Source organism: Acinetobacter sp. 8I-beige (assembly GCF_902505955.1).
GTDB classification, from domain to species: Bacteria; Pseudomonadota; Gammaproteobacteria; order Pseudomonadales; family Moraxellaceae; genus Acinetobacter; species Acinetobacter johnsonii.
In genome coordinates, this window is the sequence record NZ_LR732792.1 from 1,103,774 (window position 1) to 1,119,942 (window position 16,169).

The 16,169-nt window shown below is 42.6% G+C and carries 16 protein-coding genes and 2 tRNA genes; 8 read left to right on the plus strand and 10 right to left on the minus strand.

Going from position 1 to position 16,169, the window contains the following annotated elements:
- Positions 1-196 precede the first annotated feature (196 nt).
- Positions 197-835 (minus strand): hypothetical protein, encoded by a 639-nt coding sequence (locus tag GVX98_RS15640; RefSeq protein ID WP_159128591.1) that lies wholly within the window; start codon positions 833-835, stop codon positions 197-199.
- Positions 836-945: 110 nt separating this feature from the next.
- Between GVX98_RS15640 and GVX98_RS15645 the strand changes: the two genes are divergently transcribed.
- On the plus strand, positions 946-1,947 hold the full coding sequence (locus tag GVX98_RS15645) for an AraC family transcriptional regulator (RefSeq protein ID WP_159128592.1): 1,002 nt from the start codon (positions 946-948) through the stop codon (positions 1,945-1,947).
- Between the two features lie 131 nt (positions 1,948-2,078).
- On the plus strand, positions 2,079-2,765 hold the full coding sequence (aqpZ, locus tag GVX98_RS15650) for an aquaporin Z (protein WP_087011827.1): 687 nt from the start codon (positions 2,079-2,081) through the stop codon (positions 2,763-2,765).
- Between the two features lie 82 nt (positions 2,766-2,847).
- Here the strand turns inward: aqpZ and GVX98_RS15655 are convergent, their stop codons facing one another.
- Complete coding sequence (locus GVX98_RS15655; protein ID WP_126034999.1) at positions 2,848-3,093, minus strand: hypothetical protein; 246 nt, start codon at positions 3,091-3,093, stop codon at positions 2,848-2,850.
- A 75-nt stretch (positions 3,094-3,168) separates the two neighbouring features.
- Positions 3,169-4,257, minus strand: coding sequence for a DNA/RNA non-specific endonuclease (locus tag GVX98_RS15660; protein WP_159128737.1), 1,089 nt, complete (start codon positions 4,255-4,257; stop codon positions 3,169-3,171).
- A 257-nt stretch (positions 4,258-4,514) separates the two neighbouring features.
- Between GVX98_RS15660 and GVX98_RS15665 the strand changes: the two genes are divergently transcribed.
- Positions 4,515-5,123, plus strand: coding sequence for a hypothetical protein (locus tag GVX98_RS15665; protein ID WP_159128593.1), 609 nt, complete (start codon positions 4,515-4,517; stop codon positions 5,121-5,123).
- A gap of 62 nt (positions 5,124-5,185) precedes the next feature.
- Here the strand turns inward: GVX98_RS15665 and GVX98_RS15670 are convergent, their stop codons facing one another.
- Entirely contained in the window at positions 5,186-7,063 is a 1,878-nt protein-coding gene (locus GVX98_RS15670; RefSeq protein ID WP_159128594.1) for a potassium transporter Kup, read from the minus strand.
- Positions 7,064-7,184: 121 nt separating this feature from the next.
- Here GVX98_RS15670 and GVX98_RS15675 point away from each other — a divergent pair.
- The 3 genes from GVX98_RS15675 to GVX98_RS15685 all read left to right on the plus strand — a co-directional run bounded on the left by GVX98_RS15675 (position 7,185) and on the right by GVX98_RS15685 (position 8,068).
- Positions 7,185-7,275 (plus strand) — tRNA-Ser (locus tag GVX98_RS15675).
- A 313-nt stretch (positions 7,276-7,588) separates the two neighbouring features.
- Positions 7,589-7,816: a hypothetical protein gene (locus tag GVX98_RS15680; RefSeq protein WP_004691623.1), complete on the plus strand. Its 228-nt coding sequence runs from the start codon at positions 7,589-7,591 to the stop codon at positions 7,814-7,816.
- A gap of 176 nt (positions 7,817-7,992) precedes the next feature.
- Positions 7,993-8,068, plus strand: a tRNA-Thr gene (locus GVX98_RS15685).
- Positions 8,069-8,135: 67 nt separating this feature from the next.
- Here GVX98_RS15685 and GVX98_RS15690 read toward each other — a convergent pair.
- The 3 genes from GVX98_RS15690 to GVX98_RS15700 all read right to left on the minus strand — a co-directional run bounded on the left by GVX98_RS15690 (position 8,136) and on the right by GVX98_RS15700 (position 11,564).
- On the minus strand, positions 8,136-8,966 hold the full coding sequence (locus GVX98_RS15690; protein ID WP_159128595.1) for a cyclopropane-fatty-acyl-phospholipid synthase family protein: 831 nt from the start codon (positions 8,964-8,966) through the stop codon (positions 8,136-8,138).
- A gap of 3 nt (positions 8,967-8,969) precedes the next feature.
- Positions 8,970-10,268 carry an FAD-dependent oxidoreductase gene (locus GVX98_RS15695; protein ID WP_004978178.1) on the minus strand — a complete coding sequence of 433 codons (1,299 nt, stop codon included), beginning with the start codon at positions 10,266-10,268 and terminating at the stop codon, positions 8,970-8,972.
- A 414-nt stretch (positions 10,269-10,682) separates the two neighbouring features.
- The gene (locus GVX98_RS15700; RefSeq protein ID WP_159128596.1) at positions 10,683-11,564 is read right to left on the minus strand and encodes a pirin family protein; all 882 of its coding nucleotides are present in this window, start codon (positions 11,562-11,564) and stop codon (positions 10,683-10,685) included.
- Between the two features lie 332 nt (positions 11,565-11,896).
- Here GVX98_RS15700 and ycaC point away from each other — a divergent pair, with 332 nt between their 5' ends.
- The gene (gene ycaC / locus GVX98_RS15705) at positions 11,897-12,523 is read left to right on the plus strand and encodes an isochorismate family cysteine hydrolase YcaC (RefSeq protein WP_159128597.1); all 627 of its coding nucleotides are present in this window, start codon (positions 11,897-11,899) and stop codon (positions 12,521-12,523) included.
- Positions 12,524-12,650: 127 nt separating this feature from the next.
- Positions 12,651-13,574, plus strand: coding sequence for a LysR substrate-binding domain-containing protein (locus tag GVX98_RS15710; protein WP_159128598.1), 924 nt, complete (start codon positions 12,651-12,653; stop codon positions 13,572-13,574).
- Positions 13,575-13,670: 96 nt separating this feature from the next.
- On the opposite strand, the gene ahpC is transcribed toward GVX98_RS15710, so the two are convergent.
- From ahpC to GVX98_RS15725, 3 genes are all read right to left on the minus strand, one after another.
- On the minus strand, positions 13,671-14,234 hold the full coding sequence (ahpC, locus tag GVX98_RS15715; RefSeq protein ID WP_078390306.1) for an alkyl hydroperoxide reductase subunit C: 564 nt from the start codon (positions 14,232-14,234) through the stop codon (positions 13,671-13,673).
- A 278-nt stretch (positions 14,235-14,512) separates the two neighbouring features.
- Positions 14,513-15,004 carry a flavin reductase gene (locus GVX98_RS15720; protein ID WP_005401563.1) on the minus strand — a complete coding sequence of 164 codons (492 nt, stop codon included), beginning with the start codon at positions 15,002-15,004 and terminating at the stop codon, positions 14,513-14,515.
- An 82-nt stretch (positions 15,005-15,086) separates the two neighbouring features.
- On the minus strand, positions 15,087-16,133 hold the full coding sequence (locus tag GVX98_RS15725; RefSeq protein WP_004691635.1) for a methionine synthase: 1,047 nt from the start codon (positions 16,131-16,133) through the stop codon (positions 15,087-15,089).
- Between the last annotated feature and the right edge of the window lie 36 nt (positions 16,134-16,169).

Below are 16,169 nucleotides of genomic sequence, written 5' to 3' on the forward strand. Positions count from 1 at the left end.
GGGAGTCTTGCGACTCCCTATAAACCTAGAATAACTACAACATTGTCTTGTTAAACTGGAAAATGAAAAATGACGTACTAGTGCTCATGAGATGATTTCATCTCATCAACAGCTTTACTATAGAATGTTCAAATGACGAAATATTGACAATACATACCAATATTATTGACAAATCACGACATAAATACCTATTCAGTTATCCTGCAACCGTTTCCGCCGTCTGCACTGAATTCAATGTAATCGCTTCAGGTGCCTTAACCCATTTTGCAGGGAAGACTTGATTGACCCACTGGGTGAGCTTATCCGACACCACTTGGGGTAAAGCAATACCCAACGGATTTTGCTCTTGCAAATCCAGCGAGGAAATGACCCGCGTTCCCAAAATATAATCAAACCACGGCTTGGTCACACACCAGTTGGCATCCTGATTGGAGTTCATATGATGGTCATAATGCCAAGGAATCTTACGCATTGCCCAGTCTGGCTCTAAGTGCGCACGGCGGTGGATGTAGTAATAATTTCCCGCACTGTACAGCACAGACAAAGTCATGCCTTTGGAGACAGGATAAAATAACGTTCCAAACACACCTGCCACGACAGCGAGTGACACGATTTCATTTTTAGTGCGCCAGTTGCTCCAACCTTCAACATAACCATGATCATGAAACGTGGTTTTACGTACTTCTCGGTGATGCTCCCAATGCGATTTCATGCTGTCAGGCACGGGGCTATAGCGTGGCTTTCCAGCACGGTGTGTTCCATGCAAAATATATTTATGTGCAACCCACTCAAACGCATTGGCAACCACCAGTCCTGCGACAAAACCCTTCCACATGGCAAATTCCTCCTATATTCAGATTGAATATAATGTGGAAACTATGCTAAATATTGACCCTAGCATTCAAATTCATTGACAAATTACGACAAGAACAATAGAGCCAATAAATGCAACATTTCAAAGATTACACAGGTTCTGTCTACGGTGGACTGGGGCATTTACTCTATGCCTATTGCCAAGCCGTGGGCTACCCAATTTCTGAACAGCTTGAAAAAGCACAGAACTTAGAACGTTTTGATTATGCCCTGTGGTTAGAGTTACTGAATGATCTTGACAGCCATCTGCACATCCCTGCGCTCGGACTTGAGATTGCAAAGTATGTACAGCCCAAGCATTTAGGCATTTTGGGCTATATTGCGCTGTCCTGCGAAAATTTAGGCGAGGCGCTCACCCGTTATCATGACTTTCACCGTCTCATTTATGATGGCAGCTCGCTATATGTTGCAGTTGAAGGTGAAAATCTATGCTTTGGTTGGGTGGAGATGCCGATTGAACTGACCACACAACTCAGCAATGAAGTGGCGATGGCGCTGATCATTCAGTTTATGAAGCACTTTGTCGCCCATGACGACATCCAGCTTAGTGAGGTTCATTTTACTCACCCTATACCGAAAAATACGGCACTGTATGAGCAATACTTTAATTGTAAAGTTCGCTTCTCTCAAAGCCGGCCAATGATGATGATTCCCCTCAGTGAATTATCCATGCCCTTTCAGCAAGGTGATCAAACCCTGCAAAAATTGCTCTTACAGCAAGCCGAAGCCTTACTGGAAAAACTTCCTAACTCTACTCACATCGACCAGCGCTTACAGCATGCGATTTTAACTGGGCTACAAAAAAACCAGTATCAAATTGAACATATTGCTCGGCAACTAAATTTTTCAGTCCGACAGCTGCAACGTTACTTACAACAACAAGGCACGACCTACCAACAGCGGATGCAAGAAGTCCGACGCATCTTGGCGGAGCAATACTTAAGAGATCCTCACCTAAGCTTACAGGAAATTGCACTGTTGTTGAGTTACTCTGAACAAAGTGCTTTTCAACGTGCCTTTAAACACTGGACTCAAGTCACACCTCAGCAGTGGCGTATTCAGCATTTTCACTAAAATCTGATCTGTTTGATCCACGTCATCAGGATGTCATGCTTTTTTTGTTAAATTGATTGAAAAACGAGCATTTTCTCGTTAAATATAAAGTTCTACGCGAATAAAACATCAATAACTACAAAAGGCGCATTATGAATAAATATCTTGCTGAATTCATCGGAACGTTTTGGTTGGTCTTCGGAGGCTGTGGCAGTGCCATTTTTGCAGCAGCTTTTCCCGAGTTAGGCATCGGCTTTCTTGGCGTTGCGCTTGCCTTTGGTTTAACCGTTTTAACGGGTGCCTTTGCCCTTGGACATATCTCTGGCGGGCACTTTAACCCTGCAGTCAGTGTCGGCTTATGGGTCGGTGGACGTTTTGATACCAAAGATCTGATCCCCTATGTGGTCTCCCAAGTGGTCGGTGCAGTTTTAGCCGCTTGGGTGTTATACCTGATTGTCCAAGGCCAAGCGGGTTTTGCTGGTACAGGAGGCTTTGCGACCAATGGTTATGCAGAGCTGTCACCAGGAAAATACTCCTTAATCTCCGCTTTAATGATTGAAATTGTACTGACCGCAATGTTCTTGATCGTGATTATGGGTGCCACAGATAAACGTGCACCTGCTGGTTTCGCCCCAATTGCGATTGGTTTAGCCCTAACCTTGATTCACCTGATCAGTATTCCTGTGACCAACACCTCGGTTAACCCTGCACGAAGTACAGGTGTTGCCATATTTGCTGAAACAGCCGCGTTAAGCCAACTCTGGTTGTTCTGGGTTGCTCCGATTGTCGGTGCCATTATCGGCGCTATTATTTATAAAATTTTAGAAAAAGAGGATTAATTAATTCTCCATTCATTAAAAGAAAAGCCCACAATCAGTGGGCTTTTCTTATTGTTCCACATGGAACATAGATAGGCCTATATTATAAAAATGGATTGTCAATTTCACCCGGCTGCGGATGTTCAATTTTCTCAGGAAGCTGAGCTTCACTTTCAAGCTGTTGCACAATGGCATTCAGATACGCCTGCAATGCTTTGGCCGCAGCTAGGCCAGCTTGGTCTTTGGTGAGTTGTAAATTGCCATAAATACTGACGCAGTCCGTGTCATTTTCAAGGGTCAGATCATGAATAGCATGGGACTCGTTACCTTGTACAAAAGGTTTAAACATTTTATTTTTACTCTTGTTTATTCTTCAGGCATTGGGTACTGCAGTCGAATGCTATACATCCAACTGCCTAGAACTTTAACGTAACAGCTGCAAAATATATTGCAATAAGGCGTCGACCAATTGTTTCACAATCGCATCTTGATCCGCCGCATCAATACCTGTGCCCTTTGTGACTGTGCTACCACTACTCGACTGAGTAGAGCCCGATTTAAAGTTTTTTTGTAAGGCTTTGAGCTGCTCGGATGAAACCTCTACAGCACACTGACTTTCCGCATCCCAATGCGAGTATTGAATTGCACTATTGGCTTTTACTGCCGTTGCTGTCAACGGTAGTTTATAGGTATTACGTTTTTGCTCTTCTGTCAGTTGCGGAAATAAGTTTACACCCAACTGCTCTTCCAAATAGCAGACACTGACAATTTTTACCTGCTGTGAATTATCATTCGCTGCGTAATAAGCGCCGATTGCACCCGTTTTTGGCATATAGACCGCTTTGTACACCGCACTCGGAACAATCACTCCCTGACCAATGGTCTTGAGCTTTTTGCCCTGAAATACAGGCCCAGTTACCACAAAAACATCCAGCTTTTGCTTGGTCACAAGCGCCCGTGTGGCTTCTTCCAATTCACGCCACACTTGCTGATTATTTTTAGGGGCCTGTGGCACCATATTGGCCAAAGAAAAACTGTCGAATTGTGAGGCTTTGTTGGGCATATCAGCATTCGGTGCCATATGTCCACGGTCATAGCCTGAACCACGGTAGTCCGACAATGTCGCTCGATGTTCGGTTGCAACATTATTTTCTTCGTGAAAACTATCTTCACGTGGAATTTTTTGGCTCAGGCGCTGTGGCGTCAGGGCCTCTGCAACCCAGAGAGGTGTTTTCGAAACGCCCGAATACATCACATTAAAACCGTTAAAGCACAGTGCATAGCTGTGTTTACTTAAACTTTCTTTGAGTAAATAAGGCGGAATTTCCCGATAAAATTGTTCTAAACAGGCTGAATTTGAGCTTGGGCTTAAAGACACGTATTGCTGAATTTTTTCTTGACCAAAGGCAATCGCAAAACTTCCCGTTGCCACCAATCCTAAAATCACTTTCAGGCCATTTTGATTAAACATCTTAAAGACTGACTTACCTGAACTACTTTTCTTCTTCGCCATCACAACTACAATAAACATCGGTTTTTCACGAGCTTAACAATCAGCGTATACGAAGTATATCGCTCGAGTTCTATTCGCATAACAATTAAACAAAACGCCATATTTAGATGATTTTGCATGTAACAAAATGTCTTTTTTGTAGAGTTTTTCTACGGCAACGTGATGCGATTGCGTATCTTTGATTGCTGTCGCTTCAAAAAATATGCCAAGGTAAAAATGAATCGAACGAAATAATACATGCAATTTACGGAGTTCTTATGCATTCTAAGATTTTAGCTTCTCTTGGTTTAATCGGCACAGTGATAAGTGCTTCTGCCTTCGCCGAGCCCCCTATCCAACCGGGTGACACCTTAGAAAGTCTCTCTCAAGCCAAAGTCACGACTACTGTTAATGGTCAACCGGGTTCTATTCAAGAACTCGTAAGCTCAGGGCAAATTAAATTACTTGATCCAAATGCAGCACCTGTCAGCCCAACGGGCCAAGGTGCACCCAATGACCAAGCAGTGATGCCAACATCACCACAGAGTGAAGCCCCTGTTCAACAGGCCGCACCTGATACCACAGCGCAACAACAAGTCGCTGCGACTCCAACAGAGCAACATCCGCTGGCACCAAATGCAGAACTCTCAGCACAACAAGCTGAAGCGGCGTTAAATGATGCTGTCGCACCCACGGCAAATGCAGACATGAATGCTGCCCCTGCTGCTGCACCTCAATTAGATTCATCAGCAGAAGCACCCGTCAATGCGGTTGAGCCTGATTCACTACCATCACCTGATGCCCCTGCACAGGCACTTCCTGACGCTTCAGCAGAACAGCCTGTCCAAGCGATGCCTGAAGCACCTGTAAATGACCCAATGAACTAAGACTTCAGCTGATTTATCCTCCCAAAAAAACCAGCATATGCGCTGGTTTTTTTATTGAGGTTTTAAATCTCGATCTGACTACCGAGCTCAACCACACGGTTTGGTGGAATCTGATAAAAGTCGCTCACAGGACTGGTATTCCTTTGCATTGAGATAAAGAGCTTTTCACGCCACGGCGCCATACCATCACCCACGGTACTAATAATCCGTTCACGCGATACAAAGAAGCTGATCTGCATTAAGTTATATTCCAATTCAATCGCTTGATACACCGCTTCAAGCGCTTGTGGAATGTTCATTTCATCTTTAAAGCCATAGTACAATTCAAGACGATAGAAATGCTGATTCATGGTTTCGACATGGAAGCGATTGGACTCTTCCACATAAGGAACATCTTGGATTTTAACGGTGAGAATGATGTTCTTTTGATGCAGTACTTTATTGTGCTTCATATTGTGCAACATGGCATGTGGCACAACAGTTGGTGTCCCTGTTAAAAAGACGGCTTCGCCTTCAACCCAATTGGCTTGTTCACCAATACTTTGTACAAATAAATCGAGTGGCAATGTATCTTGCTGAAGCTTGGCAAAAGTTAACTCGCGACCTTGTTTCCATGTCATTAATAACATAAATGCAATACCGCCAATCAGCAATGGAACCCAACCGCCTGATAATACTTTAAGTGAGGTCGCGCTCACCAAGACCAAATCTAAAACAAGGAATGGAATAATCAACAACACCAGTTTTGGCATACTCCATTTCCATGTATAACGAATAAATACCGCAATCAATAAGGTGTCACACAGCATGGTCATGGTGACCGCTAGACCATAGGCATGTGAAAGCTGTGAGCTGGTTTGGAAGATTAAAATTAAGACAATAATCGATGCCAACAATATCCAGTTCAGTAAAGGTACATAAATCTGCCCCTGTTCCGAATCTGAAGTATGCTTCACATTTAAACGTGGTAAATAGCCCAATTGAATGGCCTGACGCGCTAAAGAGAAGACCCCTGAAATTACCGCCTGTGAAGCAATAACGGCGGCCATAGTGGCCAAGAAAATCATTGGGTACAAGCCCCACTCTGGCACCAACAGGTAAAATGGATTTTCGATCGCAGTCGGATCACGCAGCAGCAATGCACCTTGTCCTGCATAATTAAGCAGTAAACACGGCAAAACCACAATAAACCAAGCCAAACGAATCGGCACAGGACCAAAATGTCCCATATCTGCGTACAGGGCTTCGCCACCTGTGACGGTCAACACTACCGCACCCATAATGAAAAAAGCCATTAACGGGTTGGTCACGATAAACTGAAATGCCCAATGTGGGCTCAGCATACCTAAAACTAAAGGCGTTTGAATAATGCTCGAAATTCCAAGAATACCCAGAGAGAAGAACCACAATAAGGTCAGTGGGCCAAAGAACTTACCAACAAAGGCTGTCCCATACTTTTGCATGACAAATACAGCAGTGACGATGCTAATCGCAATTGGCACAATATAAGGGTCAAGTGCATCGGTTGCGATGGATAAGCCTTCTACGGCAGATAAGACTGAAATGGCTGGGGTGATGATCCCATCCCCAAAAAATAGTGAAGCCCCAATAAAGCCAATCGAGATTAACAGTAATTTTTTCCGATGGCTAAAATTGGTATTGCGCAAATTGAGTGCAAGCAAAGCCATAATCCCACCTTCACCATTGTTATCTGCACGCATGACAATTGCAGAATATTTAATGGTAATGACCATGGTCATGGTCCAGAAGATAATGGACAAAATACCCAATACGTTTGCAGGGGTGATGCCCAAGCCATGTGCAGCGTGGAAGGATTCTTTCAATGCATAGAGTGGACTGGTTCCAATATCCCCAAACACGACCCCTAATGCTGCCAAGGTCATCGCAGGCAAGGCGGCTTTTTTTGCAGTACTTTGCATAAGCTTGTCTTCAATTATCGACACTATTTTTGCGAATCATATCATTGAGCTAAAACTTTTGCTCGAATTCAATTGTTTCACCTTGTCGATGGCTATGTTTTTCGATATTATCCTCCGCCATGGTGAAGTGTCCGAGTGGCTGAAGGAGCACGCCTGGAAAGTGTGTAAACGTTTATAGCGTTTCGAGGGTTCGAATCCCTCTTTCACCGCCAAAATTTTAAAGACCTTAATCGAAAGATTAAGGTCTTTTTTTATGCTGAACATTCTTATTTAGACTTGGCATAAAGTCTGCTTCATAAAAACGACTCTTCACAAAACAGGATAATTTGCACCACAAAGTGAAATATTTATTCAAAAATAAACACTTGAACCTGATTCAAACTTGAGCTAAAACAATTTCTAAGGGAGGTTAAAATAAATCATCAATGATCATCTAGATGCAATGTTTATGAAGCACAATTCATTTGCGGTATATAACTAGCGAAACACAAAATTGACCAATAAAACTGCTATTCGGGAGTCAGAATGAATAACAGCACCAATTATGTCAAACAAATTAAAAACGCTAAACGAGGCGGTTATACCCCAACCCTTGCAAAGGATGTCAACAAACATAAAATTCAAAAAGCAATTCGTCTGATTGAACAATGGAGAACACTGGCCAATGAACTCAAACCTCAAATGCAACTCGACATGGCTTTTACTTTGGAAGAATGTGCCCAAGACCTCGATCAAATTTTAAGGAGCAAATAAGTTCCATATTTTCACTTAACCCTATTTAAAAACAGTTTCATCAAAGCCCCGAATTTTATTCTTAGCTTTCACCCACCCTTTGGTGGGTGAAGTTTGCACAAACAACCATGTGCATTTCAATCGCTCACTTTTTGGCTTGCGTTTTCAAGAAAATCCGCTATTATTCTCACCACGTTGCCGGCATAGCTCAGTTGGTAGAGCAACTGACTTGTAATCAGTAGGTCCACAGTTCGAATCCGTGTGCCGGCACCATTTTATACTTAGCCTCGCTTTTTAGTGAGGCTTTGTTGTTTCTAGCCCTTTGGTTTTTTATTTCATTTTAAATGTCTTTCATTGCCGTAATTTGAACATAGCGCACAATGCCCTGTTCAAATAATTTTTGGCAGAGTTTTGCCGTCATTTTAATTTTGAAATGATCCAAATTTTGAGCGGCCTGCTGTGCTAAATGTGCATGATAATAACGAGAAAAACCCGCAAAAACTGCATCTGATAAATCTTCAATAGCAACCTGCTGATAGCCTTGCGCTTCTATCGAATGCTTCAAGTTCACTTCTAACTGAAGATGTTCCAAATGAACATCGGCTGCTTTTAACAGCATTTTCAGTTGAAGTTTCTCAAAACGATTTAAATTCAAAAATGCATCACTCAACATCAGATAGTGAAAACCGATGCGCCCTTTTGAATTTAAAACAGAATGGGTTGATCTTAGAAATGAATTTAAATCACTGTGATAAGCGGCATCAAGGCACAACACCACATTAAAAGGTACTGAAAATAGCTTTGAATTTAAATTTAAAAATGACGTTTGAATGATGTGGGTCTTTGAATTTAAAGTGTGTTGTATGCGCTGGACACATTCGGCTTGTAACTCAACCGCACAAAGTTGCTGAACATGGTAATGCTGCTGCCACAGCAATAGACTCGCACCCTGTCCACAACCCAAGTCTAAAACACGGTCATTTGATTTTAGCTGTAATCGATTAGCAAGATGTATGGCTAGTGTTTGGCAAGCCTCAGGATAGGAAGATTGGCTATTTTCCCAATAGCCAAGATTGCTCCAAGCCAATACAGCGTGATCTCCCAATTGTTTTGCATCAATTGCATATTTATGTTTGGGCAGATGTCGCTGTAAGGTTTGGAGCCATTTCATGCTTTAGTAGCCGAGTTGTGGGGCAACCTCAACTTTAGGTTTTAATCCAACAAACGGCAATGGCGCACCGAAAATTTCTGCAATATGCATTGCTGAAGTTACGGCAGACTCTAAGATAGGCAGACCATCGCACGACCATGAACCACAGAAAAAGACTTTTCGGTTAGCACTCTTATGGCGTTGTTGTAACTCTTTATTCAAAGCCACAGTTTGCGAGTCCACCACTGCACGGGTCAAAGTTACAGTTGAAATCACTTTTTTCGGGTCAATCTCGGTCACAGGCTGCCACGTTTGGAACACGGCGTTTTTACCGACCAGACTTGGTTCGACTGAATTGAGCCAAACCGTGAACTGTTGACGGGTAAACTTACGGTCCATCATATAGCTCAGCACCGACCAGTCTTTACGCTTAGGCGGCATCACGGAAGGATCAGTATGGATCACCAGCTGACCTTGCTCAAAACGGAACTGCTTTAACAGCGCAATATCATCTGCAAACTGAACAGGATCTAAAAACTCTTCAATTTTTGTGGTTGGCGTTGCCACCACCACACGGTCAAACAGTTGCTGTTCGCCCTTATTATTTTCAACCAAAACCTTGTCACCTTGTTCAGTGACTTTGCTAATAGCCGATCCGCTTTGGATATTGATGTTTTCAATCAATTTATCGACCAAGGCAGGTGTTCCACCTTGTATACGCAATAAAGCATCGCCATCCGTCAACTGACGTAAAAAGATCAACAGCGGTTTCGCTGGCCATTCGCCAATGGTTTTTGGATTACAGGTACAGATGGTATAGAGTACAGGCATGACTGCGCCATGCCAAAATACTTCTTCAATGTCATGCTGGTTGATAAATTCAGCCAAGGTAATGTCTTGATCTTTAGATTTGAAGAATTTAGCAATCGCGGTTTTAAGCTGCAACATACCTTTAACCAAGCGCCATCCATACTGCTGTAGGCCTTTACGGTTATTGATAATCGGGAAATTGCCAATGCGGCTACGGGTAGTGGTTAGCCACGTTTCTGTACGGTCTTCAAACAACCAACTACACGCCATGTAGGTGCGTACTGGATACGTTTTGATGCCTAAATAAGTCGCAAGACTTAAGGTGTTTTTCCATAAGTGTGGGTTCATGACACGTAACGGAGCATCAATCAGACCACCTTCAAACTCTGTACTGTGGCTATCCATCCCTCGCCCAGTCAGTGCTTCGAAAATAGTAATATTATGCCCAGCATCCTTTAGAATTCTTGCGGTAGCAAGACCGGCCATGCCGCTACCAATAACTGCAATATCCAAAATTATGATCCGTCAGTCTGACTTATATTGACTGAAATTATGACCCAATGTCGAAAAAATAGGGCTATTAAAAAATACCAGAATCACATTTTTTCATGTGCCGCACCGATAGGACGATATCTGCTTAAATTACATTTCATTACACTAAAAAATCACTCAAATAAGCACACGTTTTTTATATATTTTATTTTAAATAAAAATATAAGTTGTTTAAAAACAAGGTATATAAATTAACTATTTTTATAACATCTGTTTTACAAAACAGCAAAAAGACGCTAAGATACGCCTCGCATAAAAACGATAACTACATCACACAATAATCCATGACCAACTATGCAAAACAAGAAGACTACAGCGCCTAAAAAATCCCTACCCTTGACCGAGTAGGGATTTCTTCTTTTTAGCGACAAGATTTTAGTCCACCACAGCAACGGGGATTTCACCAAACTTGCCACGATTAAAATCGTCAAAAGCTTGCACAATTTCCGCTTTGCTATTCATCACAAATGGACCATAACCTTGAATTGGCTCATTTAGTGGTTCACCAGTCAACACCAAGAACTTAGTGTCTTGCAGCGCTTGTAGTTGAATTGCAGCTTCGCCATCTTGAGCAAACATCACAATGGAACTATCCACCACTTTTTGCGTGCCATTAATCAGTATTTCACCACTGAGCACTACCACAATCGTGTTATGTGTGACGGGTACATGGATAAAAGTTTCGTACTCTGCTTTTAATTCACCATCCCAAACATTGACGGGACTATACGTTTGAGCAGGGCCATGATGACCACCAAACTCACCCGCAATCACACGTAGATGTCCAGCATTATCATCCATTTCAATACGTGGAATCTCCGCCACGGTCAAGGCTTGATAACGCGGTGTGGTCATTTTGTCTTTGGCTGGTAAATTCACCCAAAGTTGCACCATTTCAAACAGGCCACCATGTTCAGCAAAGGCTGGAGAATGAAACTCTTCATGCACCACACCAGAACCCGCAGTCATCCACTGTACATCGCCGGTATTGATGGTACCACCGCCACCGCTAGAGTCTTTGTGTGTCACTTCACCACTATAGGCGATGGTAACCGTTTCAAAGCCACGATGCGGATGTGAACCCACACCACGTTGCGATGTGGTTGGATCAAATTTGTAAGGTGCAGCATAGTCCAAAAGTAGAAACGGACTAATCGCTTGTCCTAAGCGGTCATATGAAAAGAGGTTTTTGACAGGAAAACCATCACCCACCCAATGCATGTCTTGATTACGATAAACACCAATTACTTTTTTCATCTTGGAACTCCTATATCGATAGGATGAATATGCAATCTATACTACCCCTTTCCTCAGCCCTCTTATAGCACTGTGCTAGCACACACAATCACACGAATAGGACAATCTCGTTAAAATTATCTCACCCACATAAAAACCAATTTAAAAACAAAGCCTTTCTTTATCTTTATGGCATATTTTTGCTCAAATTTTCCTATTTTTAAGATTAAGCATCTCGTTTGGCTTATTTTATTGTCTCATTTTCCTACCTATGATGATATTCAAGCTCAAGACAGTAACCTATTTACTGATTGCCTTGAGACTCGACTGATAATCACAACGAGGACAAAAAAATGGCTAAACCTTACATTCGTTTAGACAAAGATAATGCAGCGGTTCTTTTGGTTGACCACCAAGCGGGTCTCCTTTCATTGGTCCGAGACATTGACCCAGACAAATTTAAAAACAATGTGCTGGCACTGGCTGCTGCCGCGAAATATTTTAATCTTCCCACCATTCTGACCACCAGTTTTGAAGATGGACCAAACGGCCCTTTGGTCCCTGAATTGGTCGAAATGTTTCCCGATGCACCCTATATTGCACGCCCAGGACAAATCAATGCATGGGACAATGAAGACTTTGTTCAAGCCGTAAAAGCTACAGGTAAAAAACAATTGATTATTGCAGGTGTAGTGACTGAAGTCTGTGTGGCCTTCCCTGCACTGTCTGCACTGGAAGAAGAGTTTGACGTCTTTGTGATTACCGATGCTTCAGGAACCTTTAACCCCATCACCCATGATGCAGCATGGGATCGCATGTCTCAGGCAGGTGCACAGCTGATGTCATGGTTTGGTGCAGCATGTGAATTACACCGCGACTGGCGTAATGATATTGAAGGCCTCGGTTCACTCTTTGCAGCGCATATTCCAGACTATAAAAACCTAATTCAAAGCTATAGCAAAAATACAGCGCAGAAATAATCAAACCTCAGTAAAAGCGATCCTCGGATCGCTTTTTTGTCGTGTGCAATCATCAGCGATGATACAGTATCAGATTATCCATCACAGACTGCCTTCGGTCACAAATCAATACAGGCTTGAACCCATCATGCATTCATTTGACGACTATTATTATTTTTATCTTGTGGTCAAGCACGGCGGTTTCAGTGCTGCAAGCGATGCCTCGAACATCACCAAGTCTAAGCTTAGTCGCCGCATTTTAGACCTTGAAGCCAAGTACAACGTGACCCTGATTCAGCGTTCAACACGACATTTTAAAGTCACACCTTTGGGACAAGAGCTGTTTGAAGAATGTCGTCAAATCATTCAGCAAGTCGAAAGTGCACACAATGTTTTACTGAAACAGAAAAGTGAACCGCAAGGTTTAATCAAGATCAGCTGCCCTTCTGTGATGATGCGCTATCAAGTACGAAACTTACTCAATCATTTTTTAAAACAATATCCCAAAGTCCAAGTGGAAATGGAACTGACCAGCCGTCGTGTCGATGTCTTGCATGATGACATTGATCTTGCCATTCGGACCAATTTTAGCGCCAATGAAGACTCGAGCATTGTGGTCCGTGATGTGGTCAAAACCACGCATTGTTTGGTGGCCAGTCCTGATCTGCTACAGGGCCGTGAAATTCAATTTGCCACCGAGCTGAATGATTTTCCAACGCTCGCACTGGGGGTACAAAAGTCCAATTATCAATGGTTACTGCATCATACCCAGAGTGATGAACAGATCGTGATTCCTTTAGAACCACGGGTCAAAAGTAATGATGTCGCAGGTGTGTATTACTCTGCTCTGGATGGACTCGGCATTGCCAACCTGCCTTACTTAACGGTAGAGGCAGATATTGCCTCAGGTCGCCTAGTTCACATTTTGCCCGACTGGTGTTCCAATATTGGAACCGTACAGTTGGTCTATGCTTCACGTAAAGGACAACGTTTGGTCATGGAAAAACTGATTGAGCATTTGATTCAGGGTTTAAGAGACTTTGCCAGTACCAGCAAGGGTTACCATCTCTAGAACCGAAAAGAACCCACATAAAAAATCAGCCACTTGGGCTGATTTTGTACAGGCATCATACTCATGACTCAGCACGATGCAACCATTGAGGTTGACTTAGATTTTACCAACCAAGTCGATTGATGGCGCAAGCGTTGCTTCACCTTCTTTCCATTTTGCAGGACATACTTCACCTGGGTGTGCATGCACATATTGTGCTGCTTTCACTTTGCGTAAGAGTTCAGATGCATCGCGACCAATCCCGCCAGCATTAATTTCAATAATTTGGATTTTACCTTCAGGATCAATCACAAAAGTACCACGGTCTGCTAGACCTTCAGTTTCAATCAGCACGTCAAAGTTTTTAGACAAAGTCCACGTTGGATCACCAATCAATGGATACTGAATTTTACCAATCACATCTGACGTGTCGTGCCATGCTTTATGGGTAAAATGAGTATCAGTCGATACACCATAAATTTCCACACCCAGTTTTTGAAATTCAGCATAGTGATCGGCTAAATCGCCCAATTCTGTTGGACATACAAAGGTGAAATCAGCAGGATAGAAAAATACGACAGACCATCGGCCTTTTAAGTTTTGCTCAGACAACTCAATGAACTCACCATTTTGGTAAGCTGTTGCATTAAACGCCTTAACTTCAGTATTGATTAAACTCATGTATTTGTCCTCAAAAGATTTGTGAGAGTGCTTAAGTGATGAAGCGAGAATACGCACAAATTTAAAATTGGTAAAACAGTAAGTTTTTATTATTTCTATCGGATTTTTAGATTTATTATTTCCCGACGATCTTGCCCGATTTTCACCGTCTTATGATCTAAATGAAAACCTTTCGATTTTTCAAATGAGCGCAATACAGTCAAATCTAGAGTCAAGCCGAGGAAAATCTATGATTTGGAAGGTCATTTCCAAGCGTTGATGTTCAATAAAAAGTGAATTTAAGCCGTTTCCGTCTGCCCGACCTGATGATAAGCACGATTAAAATAAACCAAACTTTGCTCATGCTGGCTTTGTTGAATCGCGACAATACGGCACATAAAAACCGTATGTGTTCCCACTTCTTGAATGTCATCAATTTCACAATCAAAATTGACCAAAGCATCCTTTAAAACAGGTGCACCCGTTTCTAACTCTGTCCAAACACCATGTTTAAAACGCTCTTCAGACGTCATTTTAGATGCAAAGACATTCGAAATATGCTGATGTTGTGCGCCCAACACATTCACAGTGAGGATTTTATTATCGACAAAATGTGCATGTGAACGCGATGCTTTATTCATACAGACCAATAATGTCGGTGGTGTATCCGTCACACTGCATACGGCAGATGCTGTGAAGCCATGACGATCAGCCATGCCTGCCGTAGTTACGACACTGACTGCACTGGTTAACAAAGACATTGCATTTCTAAAGTCTGTTGCTTCAATCATCATTTTATTCCTCAGTAGAACGGACACATGCTTTGACTCAGATAAGCGCTACCCATTTTATCAAACGGGTAGCCCTTTCACATCACGCACTTGCTGCGTATGAAGCCGAAAGTTCTTTACGAATAATTTCTGCACCTGCGCTTAACGCATTCAGCTTACCACGTGCTACTTCACGTGCTAAAGGAGCCATACCACAGTTGGTCGAAGGATAGAGTTTATCTGCATCGACAAACTGAAGTGCTTTACGTAACGTATTCGCAACTTCTTCTGGTGTTTCAACGGTGTTGGTTGCCACATCAATCGCACCGACCATGACTTTTTTACCGCGAATCAGTTCAATCAGATCCATTGGTACACGCGAGTTTTGACATTCAAGTGAGATGATATCAACTTTAGATTGTTGCAGTTTCGGGAATGCTTCTTCGTATTGACGCCACTCTGAACCTAAGGTCTTTTTCCAATCGGTATTGGCTTTAATGCCGTAGCCATAGCAAATATGAACCGCAGTTTCACATTTCAGACCTTCCAGTGCTCGTTCAAGCGTTGCAACACCCCAGTCATTCACTTCATCAAAGAACACATTAAATGCAGGTTCATCGAACTGAATGATGTCCACGCCAGCAGCTTCTAACTCACGCGCTTCTTGATTCAGAATTTTGGCAAATTCCCAAGCCAGTTTTTCACGGCTTTTATAGTGACCATCATACAGCGTATCAATCATGGTCATTGGACCCGGTAACGCCCATTTAATCGGCTGATTTGTTTGGCTGCGTAAAAACTTAGCATCTTCAACAAACACAGGCTTTTGACGGCTTACTGCACCGACTACTGAAGGTACACTCGCATCATAACGATTACGAATACGAACCGTTTCACGTTTCTCAAAATCAACGCCATCCAGATGTTCAATAAACGTCGTCACAAAATGTTGGCGGGTTTGTTCGCCATCACTAACGATATCAATGCCTGCATGGAGTTGTTCTTGCAATGACAAACGTAAGGCATCTTGTTTCGCTTCGAGTAATGCCTCACCCTCGAGTTTCCAAGGTGACCAAAGTTTCTCAGGCTCAGCAAGCCAAGAAGGTTTCGGTAAACTGCCCGCAGTTGATGTTGGTAATAAAATGGCCATTTTAAATCTCTATTTCAATATTCTATTTCAGGTAAA